Consider the following 23,264-nt stretch of genomic DNA (forward strand, 5'->3'; position numbering starts at 1 on the left):
AAAGGACGATGCGATGATTGACTATCCTAAATTGGCCGCGGAAGTGGAACTGCGCGAGTGCGCCCAGGACGTGGTCGTGTACGACAAACGCGGCGCCAAGATTCACGTCGTCAACGCCACGGCCGGGGCCATCTTAGGCTGGTGCAGCGGAAGCGCGAGTGCGCCGGAGATCGCCGGGAAACTCGCGCAGACCTACGGGATCGAACTGGAACGGGCGGAGCGCGACGTGCGTGCGATTCTCGCGACGCTCGAAGCTTCGGGCGTCATTACGCAGAGCGCGTAGCCCGCTACCAGCGGAGCGATCGCGAGTTGCGCCGCGACGTGCGCGATCTTGCGCGGCAGCGAGCGACGCAGCGTCGGCGTATCGCGTACGCCCGAACAGAGTACCGCCGCCGCGGCGGACCATTCACCCGAAAGCGCGATAAGCGCAGCTTCCGCACCGCGGCTGTATCGCCGCATCGCCGCCGGCAACGAGGATTTGTGCAGCGTCCATCGCGCGAAGGCGCGCGCGAGCGGCCGGATCGGTAGGCCGATGCCGGCTAGATCGCAGGCGATCGATAGCAGGCCGGCAAGGCGCGTCGACGGACCGCTGGCGCGGATCCACTCGAGGACGCTCCCCGCGATCGCCGGTTTGGCCGCCAGCAACTGCGCGGCGACGATCGCATCGCGCAGGTGAAAGTCGTCGAGCGAATGGAGCAGAAGATGATAGACGCTTGCGGTATCGTCGAGAACGCGGATTGCGCCGCGTTCGCCGCGCACGAAGAGAAAGCGATCGTGCAGACTTCGCCAGTCCGTGTTCGCCTGGCGAACCCCTCCGGAGACGAGCGACGTGTGCAGCTCGACGATGACGCCGTCGGGCGAACGCAGAGGAACTTCGTGGTGGTGGCGTTCGTAACCGGATCGATTGCCCGTCGGCCGATAGCCCGCCGCGCAAAGCGTATCGACCGCCGCTCGCGCCAGCGCGCGCGGCACGAGCAGATCGACGTCGCTCGACGGATGGAGGGCGGTCGCATCCGGCGACGCCGCACGGGCGGCGCCCTTCAAAGCTGCAACCGCAATACCGGCGGCGTGCAGGCGATCCCGCACGTCGAGAGTCGTCGCACGTAGCCGCGTTGCCTGCACCGCCAGTGCGGCGCGGTGGCGTGCTGCGACGGGTTGCCAGCGATCGGCCGCCGCCGGATCGCCGTAGGCGGACGCGAAGGCAAAGCACCGATGCACTTGCGCGTGCTCGAAGATCTCGTCGCGGTGCGCGGCGAGCAGATCGCGGGCGAGCCCGTCGTGCCCGCGCACGGCCGCCGACGCAAACTCGTGGAGCAAGGCCGCGCGCGCGGCTCGCGAGCCCGTTGCGGCTTTGGCGCGCCGCGCCCGGGCGGCCGGGGCGCGCAGCAATCGCGTCCAGACGATCGCGCGCGCGCGAAGCGCGGCGACGCCGTTTCGTAAATCGATCGCGCGCTCGCCGCGTTCGTTGAGGATCCCGCGGACGCGCCCGATAACGTCGGCGCGCGCCACCCGCTCGATGTGGTGCGGTTGCGCGTCCCCGCAGGTGAGCAGGTGCAGCTTGGTTTTGCCGACGACGCGATGCGCCACGAGCGCCCGTGCGTCGGAGAAAACGATCACGTCGCTGCAGCGCGGCTCGCCGTCGAGGCGCTCGAGTTCCAGCGTCATCGGTGCGCGCAGCGTTGGAAGCATGCTCTCGCCGCCCATTCGGACGACGGCTCGTCCACAGACCGCCAGCACGGCGCGAACCGCCCGTTCGGTCTCGGTCACGAGCGCCCCCGCGGTTCGCCCACGACTGCGGCGATCGCGCGCACCGTCTCGTCGGGCGTACCGAGGATGAGTTCGTGGCACGTCGCTCCCGTCAGCGCGTCTAAGAGCCGGACGGCACGTTCGCCGCCGCGAGCCTCGACGCGCGCGTGCGGCGCGATGTGGCGAAGCATCTCGTACCGCGTGCTCGAGCGCACCGCGGGCCGTTCGCTCTTTCCGGCGAGACGGAACACGTGGCGCAGCGGCGCTGCGGCCGGCGGGGCGAGGCTCCCGAAGAGGTCGTCGTACCCCGCGTTCTCCCAACCCGCGTTCGCGCGCGCCGCGAGCCGCCGCCGCAGCGCCGGTGCGGCAAATGCGGAGCGAGCGAGCAGCGCCGTACCGCCGGGCCGAAGATTGATCGCGCGCGGAAACGGCTCGACCCCGGCCGAGCCCACGCGGCAGAACTCATCGGAATAGAGGCCGTAGCCCGCGAGCGCGCACGCCAGTGCCGTCGTGCTCTTCCCCGACTCCGACGCGCCGACCAGCGCGAAGGCGCCGTCGCGTGCCGCCAGCGCGGCGGCATGAAAGGTCACGGTCTGCGCGTCCGATCCGAAGCACAGCGTGGTGACGACGGCGTCGGCAAGAAAGGCGACGCTCGACGCCGGCAGCGGGCCGCCGTTCCAGCGAAACGCCGTGCCGTCGCCGCGCCAAAAAATGGGACGTGCCCCCGCGTCGAGCGAAGCGTAAAAATGTTGCGCTGGATGCCAACAACGCAGATGACGATAGCGCGCCGCAAACCGCTCGGCTGCCCGCGGATCGGAAAACGCGCATCGCACGCCGTTCGAGATTGCCACGTCTACGGTCGCGAGCGCGCTCGCCGCGTATGCGCGCGACTCGCGGGGCGAGAGTTGCATCGGCTCCAGCGCGGCCGCGTCGATCCATTGGGGAGACTTCATAAAAGAGATACGCTCGAGCTCGCACTGATGCGGGCCCGAGCGAGCCCGCTACGACTCGTGCCGGTGGCAGCTCCCGGAGCCAATGACTTCTCCGAGAACCTCAGCGGCGTCGTACGACGCGATGACACCGGGTTCCTGATACATGGCTGTCCTCCGTACGTAGTGTGTAGTGGCTCTAATCGTAGTGCGCCCTCGCCAAACCACGGTAGAAGCGAACGGCCCGATACTTCGGGCCATTGGTCCGAACGAATCGCACGCCCGCGCGCCGTAGAGATGCACCATGCCGCGTACCGCCCGCATCGTTCTCGTCGCCTTGCTCATGCTGCTCTTCGCCGGAGTGGCCGTGGATCGCAGCATCTACGATGTCACGTCGCCGGGAACGATTCCGTTTCACGTGTTGCTCCGCAAGGGCTACAGCGTCGTCGTCTTCGTTTTGGGAGGGGCGTCGCTCGCGTGGGCGGCGGGCCTGCGTCCGCGCTTCGCCGCTCTCTGCGTCCTGCTCTTTAGCCTCGCGATCGAAATCGCGCAGCGTTGGCACGGCTCGACCGAATCCTTCGGTTCGAACGTTCTCGATACGCTGCTCGGCGGCATCGGCGGGTACATCGGTGCCGCGCTCGTTCCTCGTCGCAAAGGTCCTAAGACCAACGGCCTCCATTTTCGGGATTAGTCGTATCTCGCACCAGTTCGCGCGTCTTGAGTACCATTGCGCTATGAGCCTCTCGCCTGCGTTCGTTCAATCGGCGCCGATCGTCGAGCCGGCGGCGAGCGCCGGCCCGGATCGCACGCTCGTACGCACGGTCCGCGGCGTCCGCGCTCGAGAAGGCATCGCCCTGGCGATCGAAGACGCGCTGCTGCTCGCAATCGCCGTCTTTGCCGTGGCGGGATGGTGGTTCGGACGCAGCGACGCGCTCTTGACGATTCACGCCGGCATTGCGGCGGCGGGCGTTTTCGCCGCATTGTGGCTCGCGCTCTTCGCGGTGCTGGGACTCTACCGCCAAGGCATTGCGATCTGCGCGCGCGACGAGCTGTATGGCGCGGGCGCGGCCCTCGCGATCGGCATGATCCCGCAGTTTGCCGTGTTTACCTATTGGAGTCCGTTTCCGCACGCGCGCTCGATGCTGCTCGCGGCATCGCTCGCCGGCGCCCTTTCCATCGCGGCAGTGCGGTGGATGCAATGGCAGATCGGTGCGCGCGCTCGCGCGCGCTCGCGCCGCGTCGCGCTGATCGGCAGCGCGGAGTCGATCGAGCGGGTCGAAGCCCTGTTGGGGCATGACGCACCGACGGAGATCGAGCGCATCGTAACGTCGCCTCACCGTGAAGCGTCGTTCGCGCCGTACGAGCGCGCGCGAGCTGCCGGATGTACGTCGGTCGTGGCTACGAGCGCGCTCTCGGTGGAGGCGCTTTCGTGCGCGATGCGGTTCGCGCACCAGGCCGGACTCGACTTCGCGCTCGCTAGCCTCCCCGTTGGTGCCGGCGGACTACGCTTTCGCGTGGTGAAAGACGGACGCGCGCTCCTGCTCGTTCCTCAACGTCTCTTTGTGTGTTCGCCGGCCGGCGAGATGCTCAAACGGACGGTCGACATCGTGCTCGCGCTCGTCGGATTGGTAGCGTTCGCGCCGGCGATGGCGGTCTGCGCCGTAGCGATCGCCATCGAATCGGGGTTTCCGGTCGTGTACGCTCAGAGCCGCGTCGGCCGTCACGGCCGCACCTTTGAGATGTACAAATTTCGAACCATGATCGATCGTGCGGAGCGCGCGACGGGCGCGGTCTTTGCCGAGAAAAACGACGGCCGGCTCACGCGCGCGGGGCGCTGGATTCGAAAGTTCAGCCTCGACGAACTGCTGCAGATTTTCAATATTCTCGCCGGCGACATGTCGATCGTGGGCCCGCGCCCCGAGCGCCCGGAATTCGCGAGCGTGTTTCGCGCGCGTTTCGAGCGCTACGACGACCGGCAGCTCGTGCGGCCGGGGCTGACGGCCCTCTCGCACGTGAACATGCCGCGGCTGGTCGACTTCTCACGCATCGGCGAACGGCTCGACTACGACCTCTTTTATATCGAGAATTGGAGCCCGTTCCTGGACGCCACGATCGTCGTACGCACGGCCTTCGAGTTTCTCTTCCATCGAACGGTCTGATGCGTTCGTGCGACTAGCGATCGTTCCGGTCTCGTTTCCGCTCGGCAACAACGAGCCGTACCTTGCGGGCGAAGGATCCTCGCTCGCCAAACTCTGCGAGTCGGTGATGCTCGTTCCGGTACGCCCGCACTCGGCGTCGCGCACGATGCACTCGGGAATGCACGTCATCGCCGAGCCGCTGCTATCGCGATGCGTGTGGCTGGCGGCGGCTCGCGGATTCGGATTGAACCCGCGGGCGGCGCTGCGCTCGGCGTACCAGGCGGTCGTCGCATCCGGCAGCTTCGCGCACGGTTGTAAGAACCTGCTCGTTTTGCCCAAGGCCTTCGCCACTGCGGCGTGGCTGCGCGAGCATCGCATCGATCACGTTCATGCCTACTGGCTCTCGACGCCGGCAACCGTCGCATACGTGGCGGCGAGTATCGCGGGAATCGAATGGAGCTCGAGCGCGCATCGCTGGGACGTGTACGAGGCGAACATGCGCGCGCGCAAGATCGGGTCCGCCCGTTTCATTCGGACGATCTCGGATCGCGGCAGCCGCGATCTGGGCGCGGGACGATCCCATCCCAACGTGCACTGCGTTCCGCTCGGCGTGCCGATGGCCGTCTATCGGCCGCCGGGTATTTTAGAACGCGCGACGCTGCGTTTGCTGTGTCCGGCGGCGCTCGTCGCGGTCAAGGGCCACGAAACCTTAATAGAAGCGCTGCGAATCGCGCGCGAGCGCGGGATTCCCGTCGAGTGCACCTTCGCCGGCGACGGTCCGCTGCGCGCGAAACTCGAACGGCGCGTGCGGCGAGCCGGGTTGAGCGCCGCGATCGTTTTCGCCGGGTACGTTCCGCAAGCACGATTGCATGCCGCGCTGCTCGGCGGCGCGTTCGACGGCGTCGTCTTGGCCAGTCGCGACGACGGACCGCGCGCGATGGAAGGCGTACCGTCGGCGCTGATCGAGGCGATGGCGATCGGCATTCCCGCGATCGCTACGACGTCGGGCAGCGTTCCCGAATTGCTCGATGCACGAACGGGGTATCTCGCGCCGCCCGGAGATGCCGCCGCGCTCGCGACGGCGTTCGCGCGCATCTGGCGGTATCCGCATGAAGCGCGAGCGCGGCGCGAGCGCGCCGCGATCGTCGTGCGCGCCAAACACAACGCCGACCGGCAGGGGCGCGCGCTTTCCGCACTGATCTACGACTGCACGGGCAGCGAGGAGTATTCGGCATGAACGTCACCGTCATCGGCCTGGGATATATCGGCCTGCCCACTGCCGCAATGTTGGCTTGCGCGGGTCATACGGTGCGCGGTTTCGACGTCGACGAACGGCTGATCACCGATTTACGTCTCGGACTGGTCTCCACGCAGGAGGCGCCCGTGCGCGATCTCGTCACGCAGGCGATACGGCGCGGAACGTTTCGCGCCGGCACGTCGGTCGAGCCATCGGATGTATTTATCATCTGCGTTCCGACACCGGCGCTGCACGGACGCCCGGATTTACGGTGCGTGATCGATGCATTACGGCGCGTCGTCGCGGTCGTTCGTCCCGGCGATGCGATCGTGCTCGAATCCACCGTGCCGCCGGGTACGACCGAACGCCTCGTGACCGAGGAGCTCCGGGCTGCCGGGATCATTCCCGACGCCGTGCGCGTGGCGCATTGTCCCGAGCGCGTGATTCCTGGAGCGATCGTGGAGGAACTGCGCGGGAACGCGCGCGTGATCGGCGGGCGGCGGCCGAGCGACGCCGCGTTCGTCGCGGGACTGTATGCGTCGTTTTGTCGAGGCGAGATCCTCCAGACGGATTGCATGACGGCCGAATTGACCAAATGCGTCGAGAATACGTATCGCGACGTGAACATCGCGTTCGCGAACGAACTCGCGATGCTCGCGGAGGACCTGGGCGTCGACGTCTACGAAACGATCGCGCTTGCAAACCGCCATCCGCGCGTCGATATCCTGATGCCGGGTCCGGGAGTGGGCGGCCACTGCATTCCGGTCGATCCGCATTTCCTTACGGATGCGAACCCGTTCGTCACGGAGTTAATTCAATCGGCGCGCCGGGTCAACGAGCGGATGCCGCATCGCATCGTGAGCCGCATCTGCGCGCGTCTGCCGCACGCGACCGCCGGGAGCAAGATCGCCGTCCTCGGTGCGGCCTACAAAGCCGACGTCGACGACGCCCGCGAGAGCCCCACCGAACGAATCGTGGAACTCTTAGAGCAGCGCGGGTTTACCGCGTCGATCTACGATCCGCTCGTTCGTTCGTTCCGCTTTCCGCTGACGGCAACGTTGGAAGAAGCGCTCCGCGGCGCGGATGCCGTGGTACTGGCCACCGGTCACGCGGTGTTTCGCGCGATCGAGCCGCACCGCGCGGCGAAACTGATGCGCGGAACGCTGCTCTTCGATGCACGCAACGCCTTGGATGCCGAACTCTGGGAGGCGGCCGGTTTCGAAGTCGCCGTCCTCGGCCGCCCGTCGCGCGATCGGGTGGCGCGCGCGATGACGGCATGAATCTCACGCTCGAGCGCGCCGTGCCGCCCAATCGCGTGCGGCAATTGGCGCTCAGCTTCCCGCTTTCGTGGAGGCACCGCCGCCCGTTCCAGCCGCCCGCGCAAGGCAGCGGGTTAGGCGCATACTATATTCGCTGGTGGGCCGGGACGGGCACCTTCGGCGAGGATTGGGAGACGAAACCGCGCGATTGTGACGGCGTCCTGCTGACGCCGGGCGGGGATTGCTACCATCCGATCGGCATCGCGCAGTACGCCCTGCACGCGCACGACCGCGCGCGCGCGGAGGGCGGCGAAGCGATCGTTCGGAGTTTTCTCGCGCAGGCGCGCTGGCTTCGCGACAATCAACAACGTCGCGGCGGCGTGTGCGGGTGTTATCCATTTGCCTTTCCGTGGCACAAATACGGCGCGGCAGCGGGCTGGATCTCGGCGATGGCGCAGGGCGAGGCGATCTCGGCGCTGCTGCGCGCCGAAGCGATGCAGCCGGGCATTGGATTCATCGAGGCCGCCGTGCGCGCCGTCGAGCCGTTTCGCCGGTCGATCTCCGAAGGCGGCGTCGTCTGGCGCGACCGCGACGGCACGTTTCTCGAAGAGGTCGCGGTTTCGAGCGGCGCGCACATTTTGAACGGCTGCATTTTTGCGCTGTGGGGCCTCTACGATCTGCAGCGCGTGGCGCCGCAAGCCTGGATCGGCACGCTCTTCGACGAAGTGCGCGAAACGCTCGAGCGGTGGCTTCCGCAGTACGATCTCGGATGGTGGAGCACCTACAGTCTCTTCCGTACGCGCGATGGCCGTCCGCACTTGGCAACGTTAAAGTATCACGCCTTTCACGTTAGCCAACTGCGCGTGCTTGCCAGTATGACGGGTTCGAAGACGTTTCTCGAGACCGCCGATCGGTGGGAAGGCTATATCGACCGCACGTCGTGCCGGTTGCGCGTGCTCTCGCTGATGGCGCGCAACATCGCCGGTCGTGCGCTGTTGCGCGACGACGGCGTCGCCGGCGGATCGGGCCGCGCGCGTGCCTAAGTACGCCCTTGCGATCGCGTTTACCCTGGCGTGCGCGGCGGCGTACGTGCTCCTGACGCGCGGCGAGGTCGCGATCGCCGTGTTATGCGCGATCTCACCCGCATTGCTGGCGGCGGCGCTGCTGCGGCCGATCCTCTTTCCCTACGCCGCCTACGCGATTCTCGTGCCGCTCGATACGCTGCTCTCCACCGGCTCCGATGGAACGATCCCCAAGGTGCTCGGCATGCTCAGCGGGATCGCCTTGGTGATCTACGTGATTCGTAGGCAGGCGTTCGTGGTTCCAAGCCGCGCGAATCTTGCGAGCATCGCCTTTACGATCGCCTTCGCCGCATCGCTGCTCTGGACGATCTCGCCCGATTCGGGGCACATCAACCTGCAAACGCTGGCGGAACTGGTCCTCGTTTATACGTGCGTTTGCATCGTGCCGATCGACCGTTTCGATCTCAAGACGATTCTCGGCGCGATCGTCCTCGGGGGCGTCGGCGTCGCGATCTACGGCATCTGGATGTTTCGGCACGCCAATCCCACCGGCTTCGACGCACAAGCCGTGCGGCTGTTCTTTCGAAGCGGCGGACAAACGCTCGATATCAACACGTACGCCGATGCGATGCTGCTGCCGATCGGGATCGCGCTCTGGGCGTGGCTCGTGGAGACCTCAACGATCAAGCGCGTCGCGATCATCGCCGCGCTCGGCGTCATGACCTATGCGGTGCTGCTCGCCGCTTCCCGCGACGCACTGATCGCCATCGGAATTTTGCTGCTCTACGTCGCCTGGCGCTCCCCGTTGCGCAAGCGCTTGTGGCCGTTTGCGGCGCTCGCGATCGCCGGCAGCCTTTTGCACACCGACGTGTGGAAGCGCTTTGGAGAAGCCCAGGCGACCGGCGGTGCCGGCCGGCTCTCGATCTGGCACGTCGGAGTAAAGGCCTTTGAAGCCCACCCGTTCTTCGGCTGGGGCGGCGGAAGCTTCTCGGACGCGTACGATCGTTTTTACTTGAGCGTCTACCAAAATTACAACGCCGGGTGGGACCGGGCTTCGCACAACCTGTTGCTGCACTACGGCGTCGAGATGGGGATCGTCGGTACGCTGCTGGTTGCCGGCGTTTGGCTATTGCAGATTCGCCAAGCGCGCGAACTGGAGGCCTACCCCGCGCTGCGCGAACTCGCCATCGCGCTGACCGGCGTGTTGCTGGCGCTTGCGTTTGCCTCGCTCTTTATCGATCTTTACCTCGCGAAGATCCTGTGGCTCGCGTTCGGCGTCGTCGGGCAGGCGCGATCCTACGCACTGTGCAACGCGCTCCAATACGTTCCGGCCGCGCGCAAAACGCGCTGGGCGGCCCCGATGCCGATCGCATCGCGAGCCGGCGCGCGATGAGCAAACGCGTTCTGGTCATCACGCAATTTTTCGCACCCGAACCGTGCGCGGCCGCGCATCGCATGCGCGCGCTCTGCCGGGCGCTCGTCGAGGCGGGCGACGATGTCACCGTGCTCACCGGATTTCCGAACTTTCCGCAGGGCCGGCTCGCGCTCGGCGACCGCGGCGTCTGGTATCGCCGAGAAACGATCGAGGGGGTGCGCGTGGAACGCGTCGGCTCGCTCGTCGGTGCCCCGATCGCGCGACGCTTGGTCGCGTGGATCACGCTTGCCGTCGCGATGTCGCTGTACGTTCTTGCAAAATGCCGGCGCGTCGACGCGACGATCGTCTCGCTACCGCACGTGCCGCTAGCGCTGCCGGCGTTGCTTGCGGCGTTCGCCAGCCGCTGCCGTTTGATCGTCGACGTGCGCGATGTCTTTCCCGATATCGCGGTTGCGATGGGAAAGTGGCGAAAAGGCGGCCTGCTCGAACGCGCGGTCGGCTGGATCGTCGATCGGTTGTACGCGCGAGCCGACACCGTGGTCGCGGTTACCGAAACCGCGCTCGATCAGATCGCGGCGCGCGGCGTCGCGCGATCGCGCCTGCTGCTCGCGCCCAACGGATTCGATCCCGTCGATGTCGAGTGCCGGCGCGCGGAGCCGCGGCTTACGTTCGACCTCGTCTTCGCAGGCAATCTCGGATTAACGACCGGCGTCGAGGTGATACTTGCAGCTGCCGAACTGCTCGCATCGGAGTCGCGCTTTCGGTTCGTCGTCGTGGGCGGCGGCGCGCAATGGCCGTGGCTCGGGACGCAGATTGCGAGTCGCGGCTTGACGAACGTGGAGGCGCGCGGCGCCGTGCCGCGGATGGCCGCGCTCCAAGCGCTGGCCGACGCCGACGTCGCGATCGTGGCGCTGCGGCCCGGAATCGTCGAGAGCATTCCGACGAAACTGTTCGATGCGTTCTCCGCGCGAACGCCGGTCATCGCCTGTCTCGACGGTGAAGCCCGCCGACTGCTCGAGCGCAACGGCGCCGGAATCGTCGTCCCGCCGGACGACGCGGAGGCGCTCGTACGCGCGATTCGCCGAATCGAGTCGGACGCAACGCTCGCATCGACCCTCACCGCAAACGCTGCGGCATTGTTGTCAAATCACCGTAACCGCCTGCAAATCATGCGCGACCTCCGTACCCAAATCGCGTAACCCCCCAGTTCGGTCATCCTGAGCCTGTCGAAGGACACAGGCTTTCGTACAACTCGCGATGCAGTTGCGCGCAGCGTGCGATACCGTAGTACTCGCGGGCGAATCGTGTGGCGGCGGCCGTGCGGGCGGGGACGTTCGCGTCGGTAAAGAGCGATGCGAGCGTTTGCGCGACGGAATGCGGCGAATAGTCGGAGGAGATGCTTGCGAGGGCGCCGCCGGCGAGAATGTCGCCGGCGCCCGGCCACGGCGTGGTTGCTACGGGCACGCCGCCCATGAGCGCTTCCAATACCGCCAAGGGCATCGCTTCGTTCGTCGAGGTTACCAGGAGCGCATCGGCGCTCTCCAGCAAGGCGCGGGCGTCCGGGCGAAAGCCGAGAAAATGCACGCGGTCGCCAAGCGCAAGCTCGTCGCGCAGCGTCTCGAGCATTGCCCGTTGCTCGCCTTCGCCGATGAGCGCAAGCGTCGCGTGCGGGAAGTCACGTGCGAAGAGTGCGAACGCCTCGAGCGCGAGTCGCTGATTCTTTACGACGCGTAACCGCCCGACGTGCGCGACGATGGGAGAGCCGCAGCGTTCCCCGAGCAGCGCTCGAATCGTCGGCGCGTCGCCGACGGCACGCGCGTCCGCAATGCCGTTGGGGATCGTCACCAACTGCTTCTTCGAAACGGGTTCGCCGCGCAGGAGCGCCGCCCGATGACTCGGCGTGAACGTTACGATGCGCCGCGTCCGCGGATGCAGCAGATGATTTCCGAGCACGGCCAGGGGATGCGCGCGAAACGCGCTGTCGTGCTCGGTATGCACGATCGTTCGAACGCCGGCCGCCAATGCCGCGAGCCGTCCCCAATATTTGCCGTTATGGACGTGCGTGTGCACGATGTCGGGCTTGAAATCGCGCACCGCGCGGAGCATGCGCGAGAAGAAGCCGAGATCGCCGCGCCCCCGCCGTGCAATCGAATAGTACGGAAACGGCGCGGCGAGCGAAGCGTTAGGACTCTCGTACATCGCCAGCACGCCGACGGGATAGCCTTGCCCGTGCAACTCTCGCACTAACGCATCGACGACGTTTTCCGCGCCGTAGTACGAAAGCCGCGAGATGACGTGCAGCACGCGCGGTGGCTTAAAGGTCATACGATTTGAGAACCTCGTCGACCCATCGGTCGAGGGAGATGGCGGCACGCAACTCCTGCGAGAGCGGCACACGTGCGCCGGAATCGATCGCGTCGAGCGAGCGTGCCCAGCGAGCGATATCGCCGCGTTCGATGGCCGTCGCGCCGCGGTCGCGCCCGGCGTACCGCGCGAGCGGCGGGATCTCCGAAACGAGGGCCGGCAATCCGCACGCGCGCGCCTCCAGCAGGGTGAGCGGCAGGCCCTCGGTCGAGCTCGGCATCACGATAGAATCGCCGGCCCACAAAGCGGGACGCACGTCGTCCAGCCCTTCGCAGCGTACGACCCGGGTAAACGGCTCCAGGCCCTCGGCGTCCCCGGCCGGTCCCACGAAGAGGACCGTGGGCGGCCGCGTCGCGCCGGCGAGGGCCGCGCGCAACACGGCGGTTCCTTTGATAGCGGCGTCGCGACCGAAGAAGAGCGCCACGCGTTCGTCGGCTGCGAGCCCGAAGCCGTGCCGCGCCGCGCGGCGCTCCGGCGTGGAGGGTACGACGAAGCGCTCCACGGCTATGCCGTTTTCGATAACCGCAAGCTTGCGGCGCGGCGCGCCGAATCGTTCGAGCTCCATCGCGATCTCCGGCGTTACGGCAAAAATGCGCGAGACCCGTCGCGCGAGACCGGCAAACTTTGCCGTGCGCAACAATCGCGACCGCAACGGGATCGACGCTTCGCCCGGACTCGAATGAACGTGCCAATACAGATTCGAAACGCCGTGAAGCATCGCCCCGATCGCGGAGGCAACGGCATAACCGGAAAAATGGACGTGGACGAGCTGCGGTCGCAGGCGCGCGAAGAGCGCGTAAAGATCCGCGTAGCGATCGGTCTCGTGGATGCTTGCTCCCGATTGCAGGAGTGCCTCGTGCCAAGGCGGCGTTTGCGCGACGCGCGGCGCGGCCACGATCGACTCGTGGCCGCGAGCGCGGAGCGCGCGTGAAAGCGCGGCCACGGCCGGAATGAAACTCCCCGCCACTGGCGACCGGTAGTCGATTGCGTGGACGATGCGCGCCATGGTGTGCCACTAGTGTGACGCTGCATCGGGCGCCGTGCGCGTGGCGCACGGGCGTCGCCGGTGGCACAAGAGACTCAATGGAACTAGGACCATCGGTACATAAATTCGCAAAAGACCGGCAATACGCTCGAAATACTACCCAAAACGGGGAATGTCAGGGGCGCCATTAGGCTTTACTATGGATGAGAGGTCGGCACTAGTAACGCGAAGCACGAAAATGACGACCGTCAACATCGGGATCTTACGGAGAGGTTTGGCTGCTTATGATAGCCACGGATACGATACGTGTTTTCGTCATCGAGGGACAGGCGCTCTTTGGAAAGGCCCTGTGCCAAATATTCTCGCTCGATCCCGCTTTCCAGATCGTCGGCGACTCGAACGCCGTTCTGATCGATCGGCTCATCGCAGCTAAGCCCACCGTAATCCTCATGGATCTCGACGGTTTGTCGGGTGACGTCGCCGATCTGATCGGCGCCTGCCGCGACGCCGTTCCGGAAGCGAAAGTGTGCGTGCTCTCGATGCGCGTGCTTCCGGAGCTGGTGCATCGCTGCATGAGCGCCTCGGCCGAAGGCTTCATCATGAAGGACGTCATGCCGGCGGAGCTGGCGGCGGCGGTGAAGATGGTAGCCGAGGGTCATTCGTACGTCGATCCGCGCGCCGCGGGAAAGCTCTTGCGCAATCGCGGCGCGTCGCGCGGCGATTTCTTCGATCTTTCGAATCGCGAACTGGACATCATCAAACTGGTCGCCGAGGGGCTCTCGAACAAAGAAATTAGCTCGCGCCTTCATCTCTCCGAGAAGACCGTCAAGAATCATATGGGGCGTATCTTCTCGAAACTCAACATTTCGGCTCGCTCGCAGGCTGCGATCTATGCGATAAAAAACGGCTTGATCTGACAATGTCATCGCAGACCGGAAGGGGAGAGAAGAACATCGTAACGTCGTTTCTGGAGATGTTTACGCCGGGCGGCGGTAAAAAAGACGGTGCGCAGAACGGAAGTACGCACGTATCGTCGCCCGAGCAAGCGCGCGATCTGATGCAGCGATTCTTTGAATCGGCACCGGCCGCGACGCACGAGGAGGTGATCGTTGTGGCCGACGAGGATGTCGACGAAGAGAAACAGGCGCAGATACCCGCCGCCGAGCAGGAGCGAGCGCAAGCCGCTCAAGAGGCGCTAGCGGCCAACGCGGTTCGGCAGCCGGCGCGATTCTCGATGCCGTTCGTTCCGGATCCGTCGATGCACGATCGCACCGGACGCGTGGAGTTCGGCCCGCCGGCCGCGCCGCGCTCCGAAGCCTCCCTCGCCTATGTGGACATGCTCACCGAGCTGCCGAACCGTCGCGCCATCGAGGCGCGCCTGAGTGAGGCGCTTTCCGGTGCCAATCGCGGATCGGGATACGTCGGGGTGGTGTTCTTCGACATCGATGGCTTCAAGGACGTCAACGACTCGTTCGGCCACCAAGTCGGCGACGCGGTTTTGATCGAGTTTGCGAATCGTATTCGGGCACTCAAACGCTCCGCCGACATGGTCGGGCGCTTTGGCGGCGACGAGTTCGCCGCGATCTATCCGTCGGTTACGTCGCACGAGGAACTCTCCGACGCCGCGGCGCGAATCGGCGCGATCTTCGCCGAGCCGGTTGCGGTTGCCGGCGAGCGGTTCACGCTTTCGGCAAGCATCGGCGTTTCGATCTATCCGCGCGACGGCTCGACGAGCGAGGAATTGATCGAGCACGCAGACGCCGCCATGTATCGCGCGAAGAGCGAAGGGAAGGCGGCGATTCGTTGGTACAGCGACGAGCTGGGCGAAGAGCTGCGGGCGCGGCGCCGGCTGCTCGACGATCTCTCGGCGGTCGATATTCGCCGTCAGCTCTTTCTGGCATACCAGCCCATCCTCGATGTCGGCACGCACGAAATGATCGCCGCCGAAGCGTTCCTTCGCTGGCTTCATCCCACGCGCGGCTTGCTCTCTGCGGGCGACGTGATCGATACGACCGGCGGCGTTCCGTCGGCGATCGATCTCTGGTGCGTCTCGCAGGTCGTCGCGCACATCGCCGAATGGACGCGTCGCGGATTCCCGCTCAAAGTTCACGTGAACATCTCGACGCCGTCGGACGAGCTGCTCGATCGCGCGGTTGAGTATCTCGAGAATGCGAAACTCTCGCCGAATTTGCTCGCTCTCGAGATCCCCGAAGACGTGGTAATCAAGGGAACCCACGACATCGCGCGATTCGTTACGCGCGCGCGGGCGGCCGGGATCGAGGTTCTGCTCGATCGCTTTACCGGCGCGATGAGTCTCTCCGCGCTGCGGCGGCTCGAATTTTCAGCGATCAAGCTCTCGCCGCGCATCGTCGGCCAGCTCGAAGAGAATCGCGAAGCGCAAACGGTCGTGCGAGCGGCCATCAACGTCGCCCACACGTTCGGCTGGTCGGTGATCGCCTCCGGCGTGGAACGAGCCAACCAGCAGGCGTGGCTCTTCGATTCGGGACTGCGCATTCTGCAAGGAAGCGGCAAAGCCACGCCGGTCGCTTATCCCGATTTCACATTGTGGCTTTCGTCGAACTTCGCAGCTACCGACCCCCACAACGCGTAGACGTTCGCCGGTGCTGAGTGCTTTAACAAAGCGAGTCGGACGCTTCTGCGCGGCTGCGCTCGATGAAGAGCGTGCGGGGATTACGGCGCTCGCGGCGCCGCCGGGTTTTGGAAAGACCACGGCGCTGCGCGCGTTGGCGGCGCAAAGACGCGATGCGTTTTACTTCAATGCGGCGAGCGCGCACGATGCGACCACGGCCGCGTTACAGTTCGGCCGCGCTCTAGGGGCCGCCACCGGCGTCTCCGCCGCGCGCGGCCAGCTCGCGGTCGAAGAGTTCTTCAATCACGAGTGGGCGATGTCGTGGCGACGCCTGCGCGAGGCCGGCTATCGGTGCGTGCTGCTCGACGGCTGCAACGCGCGCAACGTGTGGATCGCACGAAGCGCGTTCGAAGTATTCCCCAATGCGATCGTCGTCGCGGCGGGCGACGTTCGCGCGCTCGATGGGTTGCCGCTCGCCGCGCACGCGGACGCGCGTGCGTTAGCGCTTACCGTCGAGGAAGCCGAGGAACTCGTTCGCGACTGGCCTGCGAACGTGCCGGCAGCCGAGATCCTGGGGACGACCGACGGTTCGATCGCGGCATTCGCAACGATCGCCCGGGCGTTTGCAGACGGCGTAACGGTGCCGCGCCGCGCCACGGTCTGGGACGTGCCGGCCGCGGTGGTTTGGACGGTCGATCGCTTCGCACCCGAAACGTCGCGCCGCATTCGCGCGCTGGCGTTGCTCGATCGCTTCGATCCGGCTTGGATGGCCATGCCCGCGAAGCCGGAGGAACTCGAAGCGGCTTTGGCAAGCCTGCGGCGCGCCGGGCTCTTCGAGCCGGCCGGCGGCCCGCTGTGGTCGGCGGCGGACTTTGCGCGCGAGGCGCTGGAGGGCGACTCGACGGCGCTCGCGTTCGAACTGCTCGAACTCGCCGCCGCTGCCGAGCGCAACGGATTTCACGAAGCGGCATTGCTGGCCGCGCAGGCGAGCGGCGATCTCGAGGCCCTCGCCGGAATTCTCGAACGTCGCCATACCGAACTGCTCGCGAGCGACTATGGACTGGAGACGGCGCGCGCCGTAGAAACCGTCTCGGCGCCCGCGCGCGACGGCGACGGCATCGGTCGCGCTCGCATCGCGCTCGGACGGTATTTCGGCTATAGCGACGTCGCGCAGCGTCTCTCGGCCGCGGCGCCGGAGCCTTCCGAGCACGCTCGGGATTGGGACGCGGTGTTTGCGCGTTACCGCCGCGCGCGTTTCGTCTCGGGCGACGCATCGCAAGCGCGGCTCCTCTTGCACGAGATTACGACGGCCGCGCGCGTCAGCCCGAGCAACGCCTACCGCTGGCACGCGCTCGTTTTACAATACGAATCGTGCGTGCGAGGCGGCGATCTCGCGGAAGCGTTTGCGATTGCGGACGTGTTGCGAGCAAACGCCTACTTCGATCCGGTGGGCGCCGACGAAAGCGTCTTTTCGTACGCGCAGGCGCAGTGCGCGGCGGCGGTCGGCGATCCGCGGAGTGCCGTGCGTTTCTTGGATTCGGTCGGTGACGAACGCTGGCCGGAGGAGCTTGCCGCGAGCGTTAGCGAGCTGCGCGCGACCGTGAAGCTCGCGCTCGAGCCGGGGAGGACGCCGATCGGCAGCCACGCTCGCGAGGCGGACCGCTCCGAGCTGCGCCGCGACGCCGTCTGCGCCGAATTGATCGGAGAGCTCGACCGTTGGGATGCCGCCACCGGTCTGCACGCGCGCGAAGTCGCTGCCTGGGCGGGCCGAATCGCCCGGCATCTCGGATTCGACGGGCCGCGCACGGTCGAGGCGATGCGCACCGGGCTGCTGCACGACGTCGGGAAGACCGTTATTCCGCGCGAAGTGCTCAACGCGCCGCGTCGTCTGCGCGACGACGAATGGGCGCTGATGAAGACGCATGCGATAGCGGGCGCGCACATCGTGGAGGGACGTCCGGAAGTGCGAACGTTCGCCGGAGCGATCGCCGCGCACCACGAGCGCTACGACGGGACCGGGTATCCGCAAGGGCTGCGCGGCGATGCGATTCCGATGTACGCGCGGATCGCGAGCGTTGCCGATGCCTTCAACGCGATGATTGCCGATCGCCCGTATAGCGCTCCGCGTCTGCCGGACGAAGCCTTAGGCGAACTCGTCGAGTACCAGGGCCGCCAGCACGATCCCACCGTGGTCGAGGCGATGCGCTCGGTGGTTCGGCGGGCCCTCGCGCGAGCCGACGCTCCCCGATAGGCCCACGGCTTTCGCGTATCCGACCCGTTCTCGTAGGGACCAAAGAGCCCGATTTTATGGTGCGTTGTCGAGGCTCGCGTGCGACGCCGTCTCACTACACTAAGAGCAAAGCTGCGTGTCCCGAATGCAGGACACCCGTGGGAGACGAGATGATTCGACGAAAAGCAGGCGTGCTCGCTTGCGCGGTGCTCTTGATGCAGAGCGTGACCACCCAAGCCTCGGCCGCGCCGATCGTTATTCGACAATTGGGGCACGCGCCGTTGCTCGGCACGCTGCATTCCACGAACGAGCTGCAAACGGCCGTACTCGCACATCAAGCGCTCTTCCACCAGGCAGCGACGCTCGTTGGAATGAGCCCGGCGCAATATCGCCGGATGATTTCGCAGATCGAAGCCGGCAACGTAAAGTACGTCACGATCCCGCGACATCTCGAGCGCATGACGTGGGCCGGCGGCGGCCCCGCCCAAGTCCTGAGCGACGTGGTGATTCCCGCCGGTACCAAAGGTTGGGAGATCGACCTCCAATCGGGCCGAAACGTTACCGTAGCGTTTATACCGGCGATCTGCGGCAATCTCTCGATCGTCCACCGCCGCCTTCCGGCGCCGCTGGCCGCTCGCCAACTTCCGATACCGCCGCAGCCGACTCCGGCGCCGTTCGTTCCGGAAGTAACGCCCGCTCCGATCGCTACGCCGCCGCCGCAGACGATCGTCGAGACGCGTCGTCCGGGCGTCATCGTACCGCTGCTCGGCCTTCTCGGACTCTTTCTGATACTCGACGATCACAATCCCACGTTCACGCCGCCGCCGATCGTTCCGACCCCGATGCCCTGCCCGCCGCAAGAGCGGTAGGAGCGCCGAGATGAAACGGCGGCCGCTGCTCGCTTTGATCGCATGCCTGTGCTACGTACTGCCGATCGACGCGAGTGCGGGACGCCTCGTCGGCGACGCCCGCGTCGAACCGGGCGATACGCTGAGCGTCGAAGTGCCGAACGATCCGGCGCTTTCGAAATCGGTCGTCGTGATGAATGACGGCGCGGTGATCTATCCGGTATTGGGACGGCTCTCGGTGGGCGATCGTACCTTGCCGCAAGTGCAAGCGCTCTTTCTGCAGCGGCTTCGCCCGTACGAGCGCCATCCCGACGTTTCGATCTCGATCGCGCAGACGGGTGTGTGGGACGTTACCGTGCTCGGGAATGTGAAGACTCCCGGCAAATATCAAGTGCGCTCCGGCGCGCACGTTGCGGATGCGCTCGCCGCGGCGGGCGGACTCGGGCCGACCGACGGACCGCTGCCCGACGCGCGCGTCATGGATCGTTCGGGAAACCTCCAATCGGTTTCGATGCAGGCGCTGCTACGCGCGGGCGATCCGACTGCCGATGCCCGCCTCACCAACGGCGCAACCTTGTACGTGCCGTCGGCGGCGACGATCGACGTGAGCGTCCTCGGAGCCGTCGACCGGGCGGGCCAAATCGAGCTGCACGCCGGAGATCGTCTCTCGATGGCGGTTGCTAAAGCCGGTGAAAGCACTTCCGCAAAATCGGATCTCAGCCACGTGTTTCTTACGCGCGAACTCGCGAACGGAGCCAAGCAAACGTACGATATCAATCTCTATCAGGCGCTCCAAAACAACGATCCGCGTTTCGACGTGCCGATGCAGAAAGGCGACGTCGTCTTCGTTCCCGAGACGTCGCAAAAAGGCGGATTCCTTTGGGGCGGGATGATCCTGCTGCGCCGCTTGGTCCTTGGGTATTAAGCCATGCTACTCGTAGATAATCACATCGCCCCGAGCCCTCCGGAAAATCTCCGCCGGCTCGATCTCGCACCGCTGCTCTGGTTCTGGAGGCGTCGCGCGCGCTTGATTCTGGGCGTGTTCGCGATCTTCGTGATTATCGTCGCGGCGATCACGCTCCTGACGCCGCGATCCTATACCACGACGGCGCAGCTCATCGTCGGTAATCCGGCCGGTCCGGCGCCGGCGGGCACGATCGAGGCGAGCAATCTCCCGATATTAAACGCGCTTTTGACCGCCTCGAGCGCGCAAACCCCCGAGACCTATGCGGCGCTCTTTCAACAAGTTCCGGTCGCGCAAAGCGTCGTCGATTCGCTGCACCTCAAGACGACCGGCGCGGGGTTGCTCGGAGCCGTGGAGGTCGTGCCGGTCACCAATACGTCGCTGCTCGACGTTTCGGTTACGTGGTCCGATGCCGCAACCTCGGCCGCGATCGCCAACGCTTTCGCGACGGCCGTGATCGCGCGCCAGCGCCAGCTCGTTGCGAGCCAGGCAAACGATGCCATCGCGTTCCTCAGCCAAGAGCTCCCGAAGGCGCGCTCGCAGGCGCAGCAGACCAACAGCGCACTCGCCGCCTATTCCGCGGCGCATCACTTGCCCAGCATGGACTCCGATACGCAGACGACGCTGGCGACGCTCGCATCGCTCGACTCGCGCGCGAACGAAACGAAGATTCTCGCGCAGCAGGCGAAGGCGCAGCTTGCGAGCGCGCGTTCGCAACTGCGCACGCTGCCCGCACAAATTCTCGGCAGCACGCAGCTGGATGCCAACCCCGTCGTCGCGCAGATGCAGGCGCAACTCGCCCAGGTCGACGTTCAATTGCGTAACGCCCGCGCAAACTTTACCGACAAGCATCCGACGGTTCTCAACCTCGAGCAGCAGCGCTCCGATCTGCAGCGTGAAATCGCTGCTCGTCGTACCTCGATCGTTGCCGGCAGTTCGCGGGTTCCCAATCCGGTCTATCAACAGGTGCAGAGTCAAGTCGCCGTGGACCGCTCGCAGGTGAGTGCGGCTCAGGCAGAACTCGCCGAGATCGACCGGCAGCGGGGGGCGCTCGAACCGCAGTTAGCCGCGCTGCCTCGCCAATCGGCGCTCTTTGCCGAACTGCTGCGCTCGGCAAAATCGGCCCAGGCCGTGTATGCGGCGCTCCAGGGGAAACTCAACGACGCAAACATCGCGAAGAGCACGGCGCTCAGCGACGTGACCGTGACGGCGCCGGCCTTGGCCGAACTCGCGACCAAGCGACCGCGCCTGCTTGCCAATTTGCTGCTCGCTGCAATCGTCGGCGCGTTTCTCGCTCTCGTCGCAGCGCTGCTCTTCGACGCGGCGGACTCGTCGCTGATCGAGGCGCGGCGCGCCGAACGAGATCTATCGCTGCCGGTCATCGCGAGCATCCCCGACATGCCGGGCGAGGTGACGACCGTACGAGCCGCCGCGCTTCAAGAAGCGACGATCGAATCGTTTGTCGGGCTCGCTTCGCTGCTGAAGTTTGCCCCGGGCGACGCGCGGACGATTGGAATCACGAGCTCCGGTCACGCCGAAGGCCGTTCGACGGTAAGCCTCAACTTGGCGCTCGCACTCGGCGAGATGGGCGAACGCGTGCTCTTGGTGGACGCGAGCCGTACCCGGCGCGTGAGCAACGCGGCGATATTAGCCAAGGGCGAGCCCGGGTTCTACGAAGTGCTCGGCGGCCTCGTTCCGTTAGAAAAAGCCGTGAAACGCACGCGCGAAGAGCGGGTCGACCTGTTGACGTGCGGCAATCCGAAAGATTCGTTTCGGATGCTCGCGCCCGATCGGATCGACGCGTTCGTTTCGCGCGCGCAGCAATCGTACCGATTCGTGCTCTTCAACGCGCCCGCAATTTCGGATGGAATCGAATCGGCGCTCTTGCTGCGTTCGGTCGATCGCTGGCTGATGGTCGTCTGCGACGGCGTTACAAATTTGGGTGCCGCGCGCACGGCGCTACAGTCGGTGCGGCGGCACACCGGCGAGAACATTGCCGGAACCGTTATCAACAGGGTGCCCCTCGATCGGATTGATTATTTGACTCGCGTACCAGCAAGACCGGCCGCACCCGCGGCCGCCGCCCTTCCGGTTAATGAGCCCAGACGCGTTGCATCGTAACGACGTGCGGACCTTACTTATCGAACCGCAGCGAATCTTTATCCCGTCGCTGTGGAGTACGTTGGAACAAGCCGGACTGCGAGTCGAACAGGCGATCGCCACCCTCGACTACGCGGAGATCGTGCGCGTGCAGCCGCAATGCGTGTTCTTCGATATCGACTTCTCGGATGGAGAGCCGTTGGAGTTGATTCGCGTAATCCGCATGCTCTTGCCGATCGCGCGTATCGCCGTCTACACCAGTACGCAAACGCCCGCTGCGTGGCAGCGGGCGTGTCGGTATGCGGGTGGGAATGCCGTCTTTTCGAAGTCTGCCGAGGAGCGCGAACTCATCGAAGGCGTTCGCGCGCTCGTACAGAGCGGAGACTACATGGACTGGCGCATCGTCCAGTCCGGTTAGCGGATTATTTCGTCACGAAGACGTGATAGGCCGAGAGCTTGCCGCCTGAATCGATGCGGACGACGACGTTCGACGAACCGTTCGAAAATGCGGCGTGGTAGGTGAACTCGTTCTTCGCCGGGTCGCTGCTAACGAGCGTGAGACCCTGGTAGTCGCCGAGCTTGTGCAGCTGGTCCGAAATGGTCCCAACCTGCGTGCGCGTTACGCTGCGCTTTAGCGTGTCGTCCATATTGGCGGTAACGCCGGCGACGTCGTCGTTATACGCGGCTTTCGTCGTGTTATCGGCCATGGATTGCGCCGTCCCGCCGGACGCGCTCCCCGAGCTGCCGGAGCAACCCGCGAGCGCGAATGCGGTGATGAGCGTGAGCGCGGCTACGGTACGAATCATGCGCGCTTAGAGCCGGCCCCAGCCGTAATCGGCCATCGCGACCTGCTGCGTTTTCGACGAACGATGCGTCGAGGTGCGGCTGGGTTCGTTCACGGCGACGGTTCGGGTGGTAAACCCGCTTGCATTCGAGCGCGAATTCATCGCGAGCTGATGATCTTTCTCTTTGATCATGCTGTGCTGGTAGGCGACTTCTTTTTGCAGCCCGGAATTGACGGCAACCTCGTTGTCGTAGGCGCGTTTTTCACTACTGTAAGCGGCCCAAGCGTCGTTGGCTTGGCTCTGGGCTGCGGCCTGACGGCGAGCATCTTCGGCATAGCGCTGGTGCACTTTGCGGTTGTGCTGAATGATCAGGTAGGTAGCGGCGGCGGCGCCGAATATGATATTACGCGTACTGGCCGCACCGTTGGCGAGCGCCGGTGCCGCGGGGATCGCCCCGGCCAGGATCGCTGCCAGCGCGCTGCCGGCGACAATTTTAGTAAATTTCATAAGGTGATCGGTCCTCCATACGCTGCTAACGTAGTGGTTCTTCCCGAGGGTTCCCTACTTCTAAACCAAACCTCCGCCCGGCGTGCCCCCGTAAGCCGGAGCGAGGGGCTAATCGCTTCCGGGGGGCACTCAAGCCGCAACTCGCCATCCGGCGGCGACGTTATGCGGTGCAATTCACACTCGGA

Annotated in this window: 21 protein-coding genes; 15 read left to right on the forward strand and 6 right to left on the reverse strand. The window is 65.6% G+C overall.

The genetic code is table 11. The annotated features are described in order from the left end of the window. Nucleotides 1–13: 13 nt before the first annotated feature. Nucleotides 14–283 (forward strand): HPr-rel-A system PqqD family peptide chaperone, encoded by a 270-nt coding sequence (locus tag VIG32_05630; protein HEY8297484.1) that lies wholly within the window; start codon nt 14–16, stop codon nt 281–283. On the opposite strand, the gene VIG32_05635 is transcribed toward VIG32_05630, so the two are convergent. Both VIG32_05635 and VIG32_05640 read right to left on the reverse strand, forming a co-directional pair. Beyond that, complete coding sequence (locus tag VIG32_05635) at nt 193–1,767, reverse strand: nucleotidyltransferase family protein (protein HEY8297485.1); 1,575 nt, start codon at nt 1,765–1,767, stop codon at nt 193–195. The genes VIG32_05630 and VIG32_05635 overlap by 91 nt on opposite strands. Beyond that, nucleotides 1,764–2,699, reverse strand: a complete 936-nt coding sequence (locus tag VIG32_05640) for a hypothetical protein (protein ID HEY8297486.1) — start codon at nt 2,697–2,699, stop codon at nt 1,764–1,766. The genes VIG32_05635 and VIG32_05640 overlap by 4 nt, the downstream gene beginning before the upstream one ends. A 280-nt stretch (nt 2,700–2,979) precedes the next feature. Between VIG32_05640 and VIG32_05645 the strand changes: the two genes are divergently transcribed. The 7 genes from VIG32_05645 to VIG32_05675 are packed head-to-tail and all read left to right on the forward strand — an operon-like array spanning nt 2,980 to nt 10,905. Beyond that, the gene (locus VIG32_05645) at nt 2,980–3,366 is read left to right on the forward strand and encodes a hypothetical protein (GenBank protein HEY8297487.1); all 387 of its coding nucleotides are present in this window, start codon (nt 2,980–2,982) and stop codon (nt 3,364–3,366) included. Between the two features lie 43 nt (nt 3,367–3,409). Further along, a complete protein-coding gene (locus VIG32_05650; GenBank protein ID HEY8297488.1) occupies nt 3,410–4,834 on the forward strand; it encodes a sugar transferase in 1,425 nt (474 codons plus the stop codon). A gap of 7 nt (nt 4,835–4,841) precedes the next feature. After that, nucleotides 4,842–6,050, forward strand: coding sequence for a glycosyltransferase (locus VIG32_05655; GenBank protein HEY8297489.1), 1,209 nt, complete (start codon nt 4,842–4,844; stop codon nt 6,048–6,050). Then, entirely contained in the window at nt 6,047–7,330 is a 1,284-nt protein-coding gene (locus VIG32_05660; protein ID HEY8297490.1) for a nucleotide sugar dehydrogenase, read from the forward strand. Before VIG32_05655 ends, VIG32_05660 begins: the two co-directional genes overlap by 4 nt. Beyond that, nucleotides 7,327–8,352 carry a D-glucuronyl C5-epimerase family protein gene (locus VIG32_05665; GenBank protein ID HEY8297491.1) on the forward strand — a complete coding sequence of 342 codons (1,026 nt, stop codon included), beginning with the start codon at nt 7,327–7,329 and terminating at the stop codon, nt 8,350–8,352. Before VIG32_05660 ends, VIG32_05665 begins: the two co-directional genes overlap by 4 nt. After that, nucleotides 8,345–9,724: an O-antigen ligase family protein gene (locus VIG32_05670; GenBank protein ID HEY8297492.1), complete on the forward strand. Its 1,380-nt coding sequence runs from the start codon at nt 8,345–8,347 to the stop codon at nt 9,722–9,724. Before VIG32_05665 ends, VIG32_05670 begins: the two co-directional genes overlap by 8 nt. Then, nucleotides 9,637–10,905 carry a glycosyltransferase family 4 protein gene (locus VIG32_05675; GenBank protein HEY8297493.1) on the forward strand — a complete coding sequence of 423 codons (1,269 nt, stop codon included), beginning with the start codon at nt 9,637–9,639 and terminating at the stop codon, nt 10,903–10,905. Before VIG32_05670 ends, VIG32_05675 begins: the two co-directional genes overlap by 88 nt. Nucleotides 10,906–10,918: 13 nt before the next feature. On the opposite strand, the gene VIG32_05680 is transcribed toward VIG32_05675, so the two are convergent. Further along, complete coding sequence (locus tag VIG32_05680) at nt 10,919–12,031, reverse strand: glycosyltransferase (GenBank protein ID HEY8297494.1); 1,113 nt, start codon at nt 12,029–12,031, stop codon at nt 10,919–10,921. Next, nucleotides 12,021–13,076: a glycosyltransferase family 4 protein gene (locus VIG32_05685; protein HEY8297495.1), complete on the reverse strand. Its 1,056-nt coding sequence runs from the start codon at nt 13,074–13,076 to the stop codon at nt 12,021–12,023. Before VIG32_05685 ends, VIG32_05680 begins: the two co-directional genes overlap by 11 nt. 263 nt (nt 13,077–13,339) lie before the next feature. Between VIG32_05685 and VIG32_05690 the strand changes: the two genes are divergently transcribed. From VIG32_05690 to VIG32_05720, 7 genes are all read left to right on the forward strand, one after another. Further along, nucleotides 13,340–13,972: a response regulator transcription factor gene (locus VIG32_05690; protein ID HEY8297496.1), complete on the forward strand. Its 633-nt coding sequence runs from the start codon at nt 13,340–13,342 to the stop codon at nt 13,970–13,972. A gap of 2 nt (nt 13,973–13,974) precedes the next feature. Beyond that, nucleotides 13,975–15,666, forward strand: coding sequence for a diguanylate cyclase (locus VIG32_05695; protein HEY8297497.1), 1,692 nt, complete (start codon nt 13,975–13,977; stop codon nt 15,664–15,666). Between the two features lie 10 nt (nt 15,667–15,676). After that, nucleotides 15,677–17,896 carry an HD-GYP domain-containing protein gene (locus tag VIG32_05700; GenBank protein ID HEY8297498.1) on the forward strand — a complete coding sequence of 740 codons (2,220 nt, stop codon included), beginning with the start codon at nt 15,677–15,679 and terminating at the stop codon, nt 17,894–17,896. Nucleotides 17,897–18,045: 149 nt separating this feature from the next. Continuing rightward, nucleotides 18,046–18,744: a hypothetical protein gene (locus VIG32_05705; GenBank protein HEY8297499.1), complete on the forward strand. Its 699-nt coding sequence runs from the start codon at nt 18,046–18,048 to the stop codon at nt 18,742–18,744. A gap of 10 nt (nt 18,745–18,754) precedes the next feature. After that, a complete protein-coding gene (locus VIG32_05710) occupies nt 18,755–19,648 on the forward strand; it encodes a polysaccharide biosynthesis/export family protein (protein ID HEY8297500.1) in 894 nt (297 codons plus the stop codon). 3 nt (nt 19,649–19,651) lie between these two features. Beyond that, a complete protein-coding gene (locus tag VIG32_05715; protein HEY8297501.1) occupies nt 19,652–21,808 on the forward strand; it encodes a hypothetical protein in 2,157 nt (718 codons plus the stop codon). A 4-nt stretch (nt 21,809–21,812) separates the two neighbouring features. Then, nucleotides 21,813–22,205: a hypothetical protein gene (locus VIG32_05720; GenBank protein ID HEY8297502.1), complete on the forward strand. Its 393-nt coding sequence runs from the start codon at nt 21,813–21,815 to the stop codon at nt 22,203–22,205. A 4-nt stretch (nt 22,206–22,209) separates the two neighbouring features. Here VIG32_05720 and VIG32_05725 read toward each other — a convergent pair whose 3' ends face one another. Next, a complete protein-coding gene (locus VIG32_05725; GenBank protein HEY8297503.1) occupies nt 22,210–22,593 on the reverse strand; it encodes a hypothetical protein in 384 nt (127 codons plus the stop codon). 6 nt (nt 22,594–22,599) lie between these two features. After that, nucleotides 22,600–23,079, reverse strand: a complete 480-nt coding sequence (locus VIG32_05730) for a hypothetical protein (protein ID HEY8297504.1) — start codon at nt 23,077–23,079, stop codon at nt 22,600–22,602. Nucleotides 23,080–23,264: the final 185 nt, after the last annotated feature.

Source organism: Candidatus Baltobacteraceae bacterium, assembly GCA_036559195.1.
In the GTDB taxonomy this organism is placed as follows: Bacteria; Vulcanimicrobiota; Vulcanimicrobiia; order Vulcanimicrobiales; family Vulcanimicrobiaceae; genus JALYTZ01.

What these genes read in the sequence shown, in the direction of transcription:
- VIG32_05665 (HEY8297491.1), top strand. Translation starts at nt 7,327, where the DNA reads ATGAATCTCACGCTCGAGCGCGCCGTGCCGCCCAATCGCGTGCGGCAA.
- VIG32_05630 (HEY8297484.1), top strand. Translation starts at nt 14, where the DNA reads ATGATTGACTATCCTAAATTGGCCGCGGAAGTGGAACTGCGCGAGTGC.
- VIG32_05705 (HEY8297499.1), top strand. Translation starts at nt 18,046, where the DNA reads ATGATTCGACGAAAAGCAGGCGTGCTCGCTTGCGCGGTGCTCTTGATG.
- VIG32_05725 (HEY8297503.1), bottom strand. Translation starts at nt 22,593, where the DNA reads ATGATTCGTACCGTAGCCGCGCTCACGCTCATCACCGCATTCGCGCTC.
- VIG32_05685 (HEY8297495.1), bottom strand. Translation starts at nt 13,076, where the DNA reads ATGGCGCGCATCGTCCACGCAATCGACTACCGGTCGCCAGTGGCGGGG.
- VIG32_05680 (HEY8297494.1), bottom strand. Translation starts at nt 12,031, where the DNA reads ATGACCTTTAAGCCACCGCGCGTGCTGCACGTCATCTCGCGGCTTTCG.
- VIG32_05715 (HEY8297501.1), top strand. Translation starts at nt 19,652, where the DNA reads ATGCTACTCGTAGATAATCACATCGCCCCGAGCCCTCCGGAAAATCTC.
- VIG32_05710 (HEY8297500.1), top strand. Translation starts at nt 18,755, where the DNA reads ATGAAACGGCGGCCGCTGCTCGCTTTGATCGCATGCCTGTGCTACGTA.
- VIG32_05645 (HEY8297487.1), top strand. Translation starts at nt 2,980, where the DNA reads ATGCCGCGTACCGCCCGCATCGTTCTCGTCGCCTTGCTCATGCTGCTC.
- VIG32_05650 (HEY8297488.1), top strand. Translation starts at nt 3,410, where the DNA reads ATGAGCCTCTCGCCTGCGTTCGTTCAATCGGCGCCGATCGTCGAGCCG.
- VIG32_05695 (HEY8297497.1), top strand. Translation starts at nt 13,975, where the DNA reads ATGTCATCGCAGACCGGAAGGGGAGAGAAGAACATCGTAACGTCGTTT.
- VIG32_05690 (HEY8297496.1), top strand. Translation starts at nt 13,340, where the DNA reads ATGATAGCCACGGATACGATACGTGTTTTCGTCATCGAGGGACAGGCG.
- VIG32_05730 (HEY8297504.1), bottom strand. Translation starts at nt 23,079, where the DNA reads ATGAAATTTACTAAAATTGTCGCCGGCAGCGCGCTGGCAGCGATCCTG.
- VIG32_05660 (HEY8297490.1), top strand. Translation starts at nt 6,047, where the DNA reads ATGAACGTCACCGTCATCGGCCTGGGATATATCGGCCTGCCCACTGCC.
- VIG32_05640 (HEY8297486.1), bottom strand. Translation starts at nt 2,699, where the DNA reads ATGAAGTCTCCCCAATGGATCGACGCGGCCGCGCTGGAGCCGATGCAA.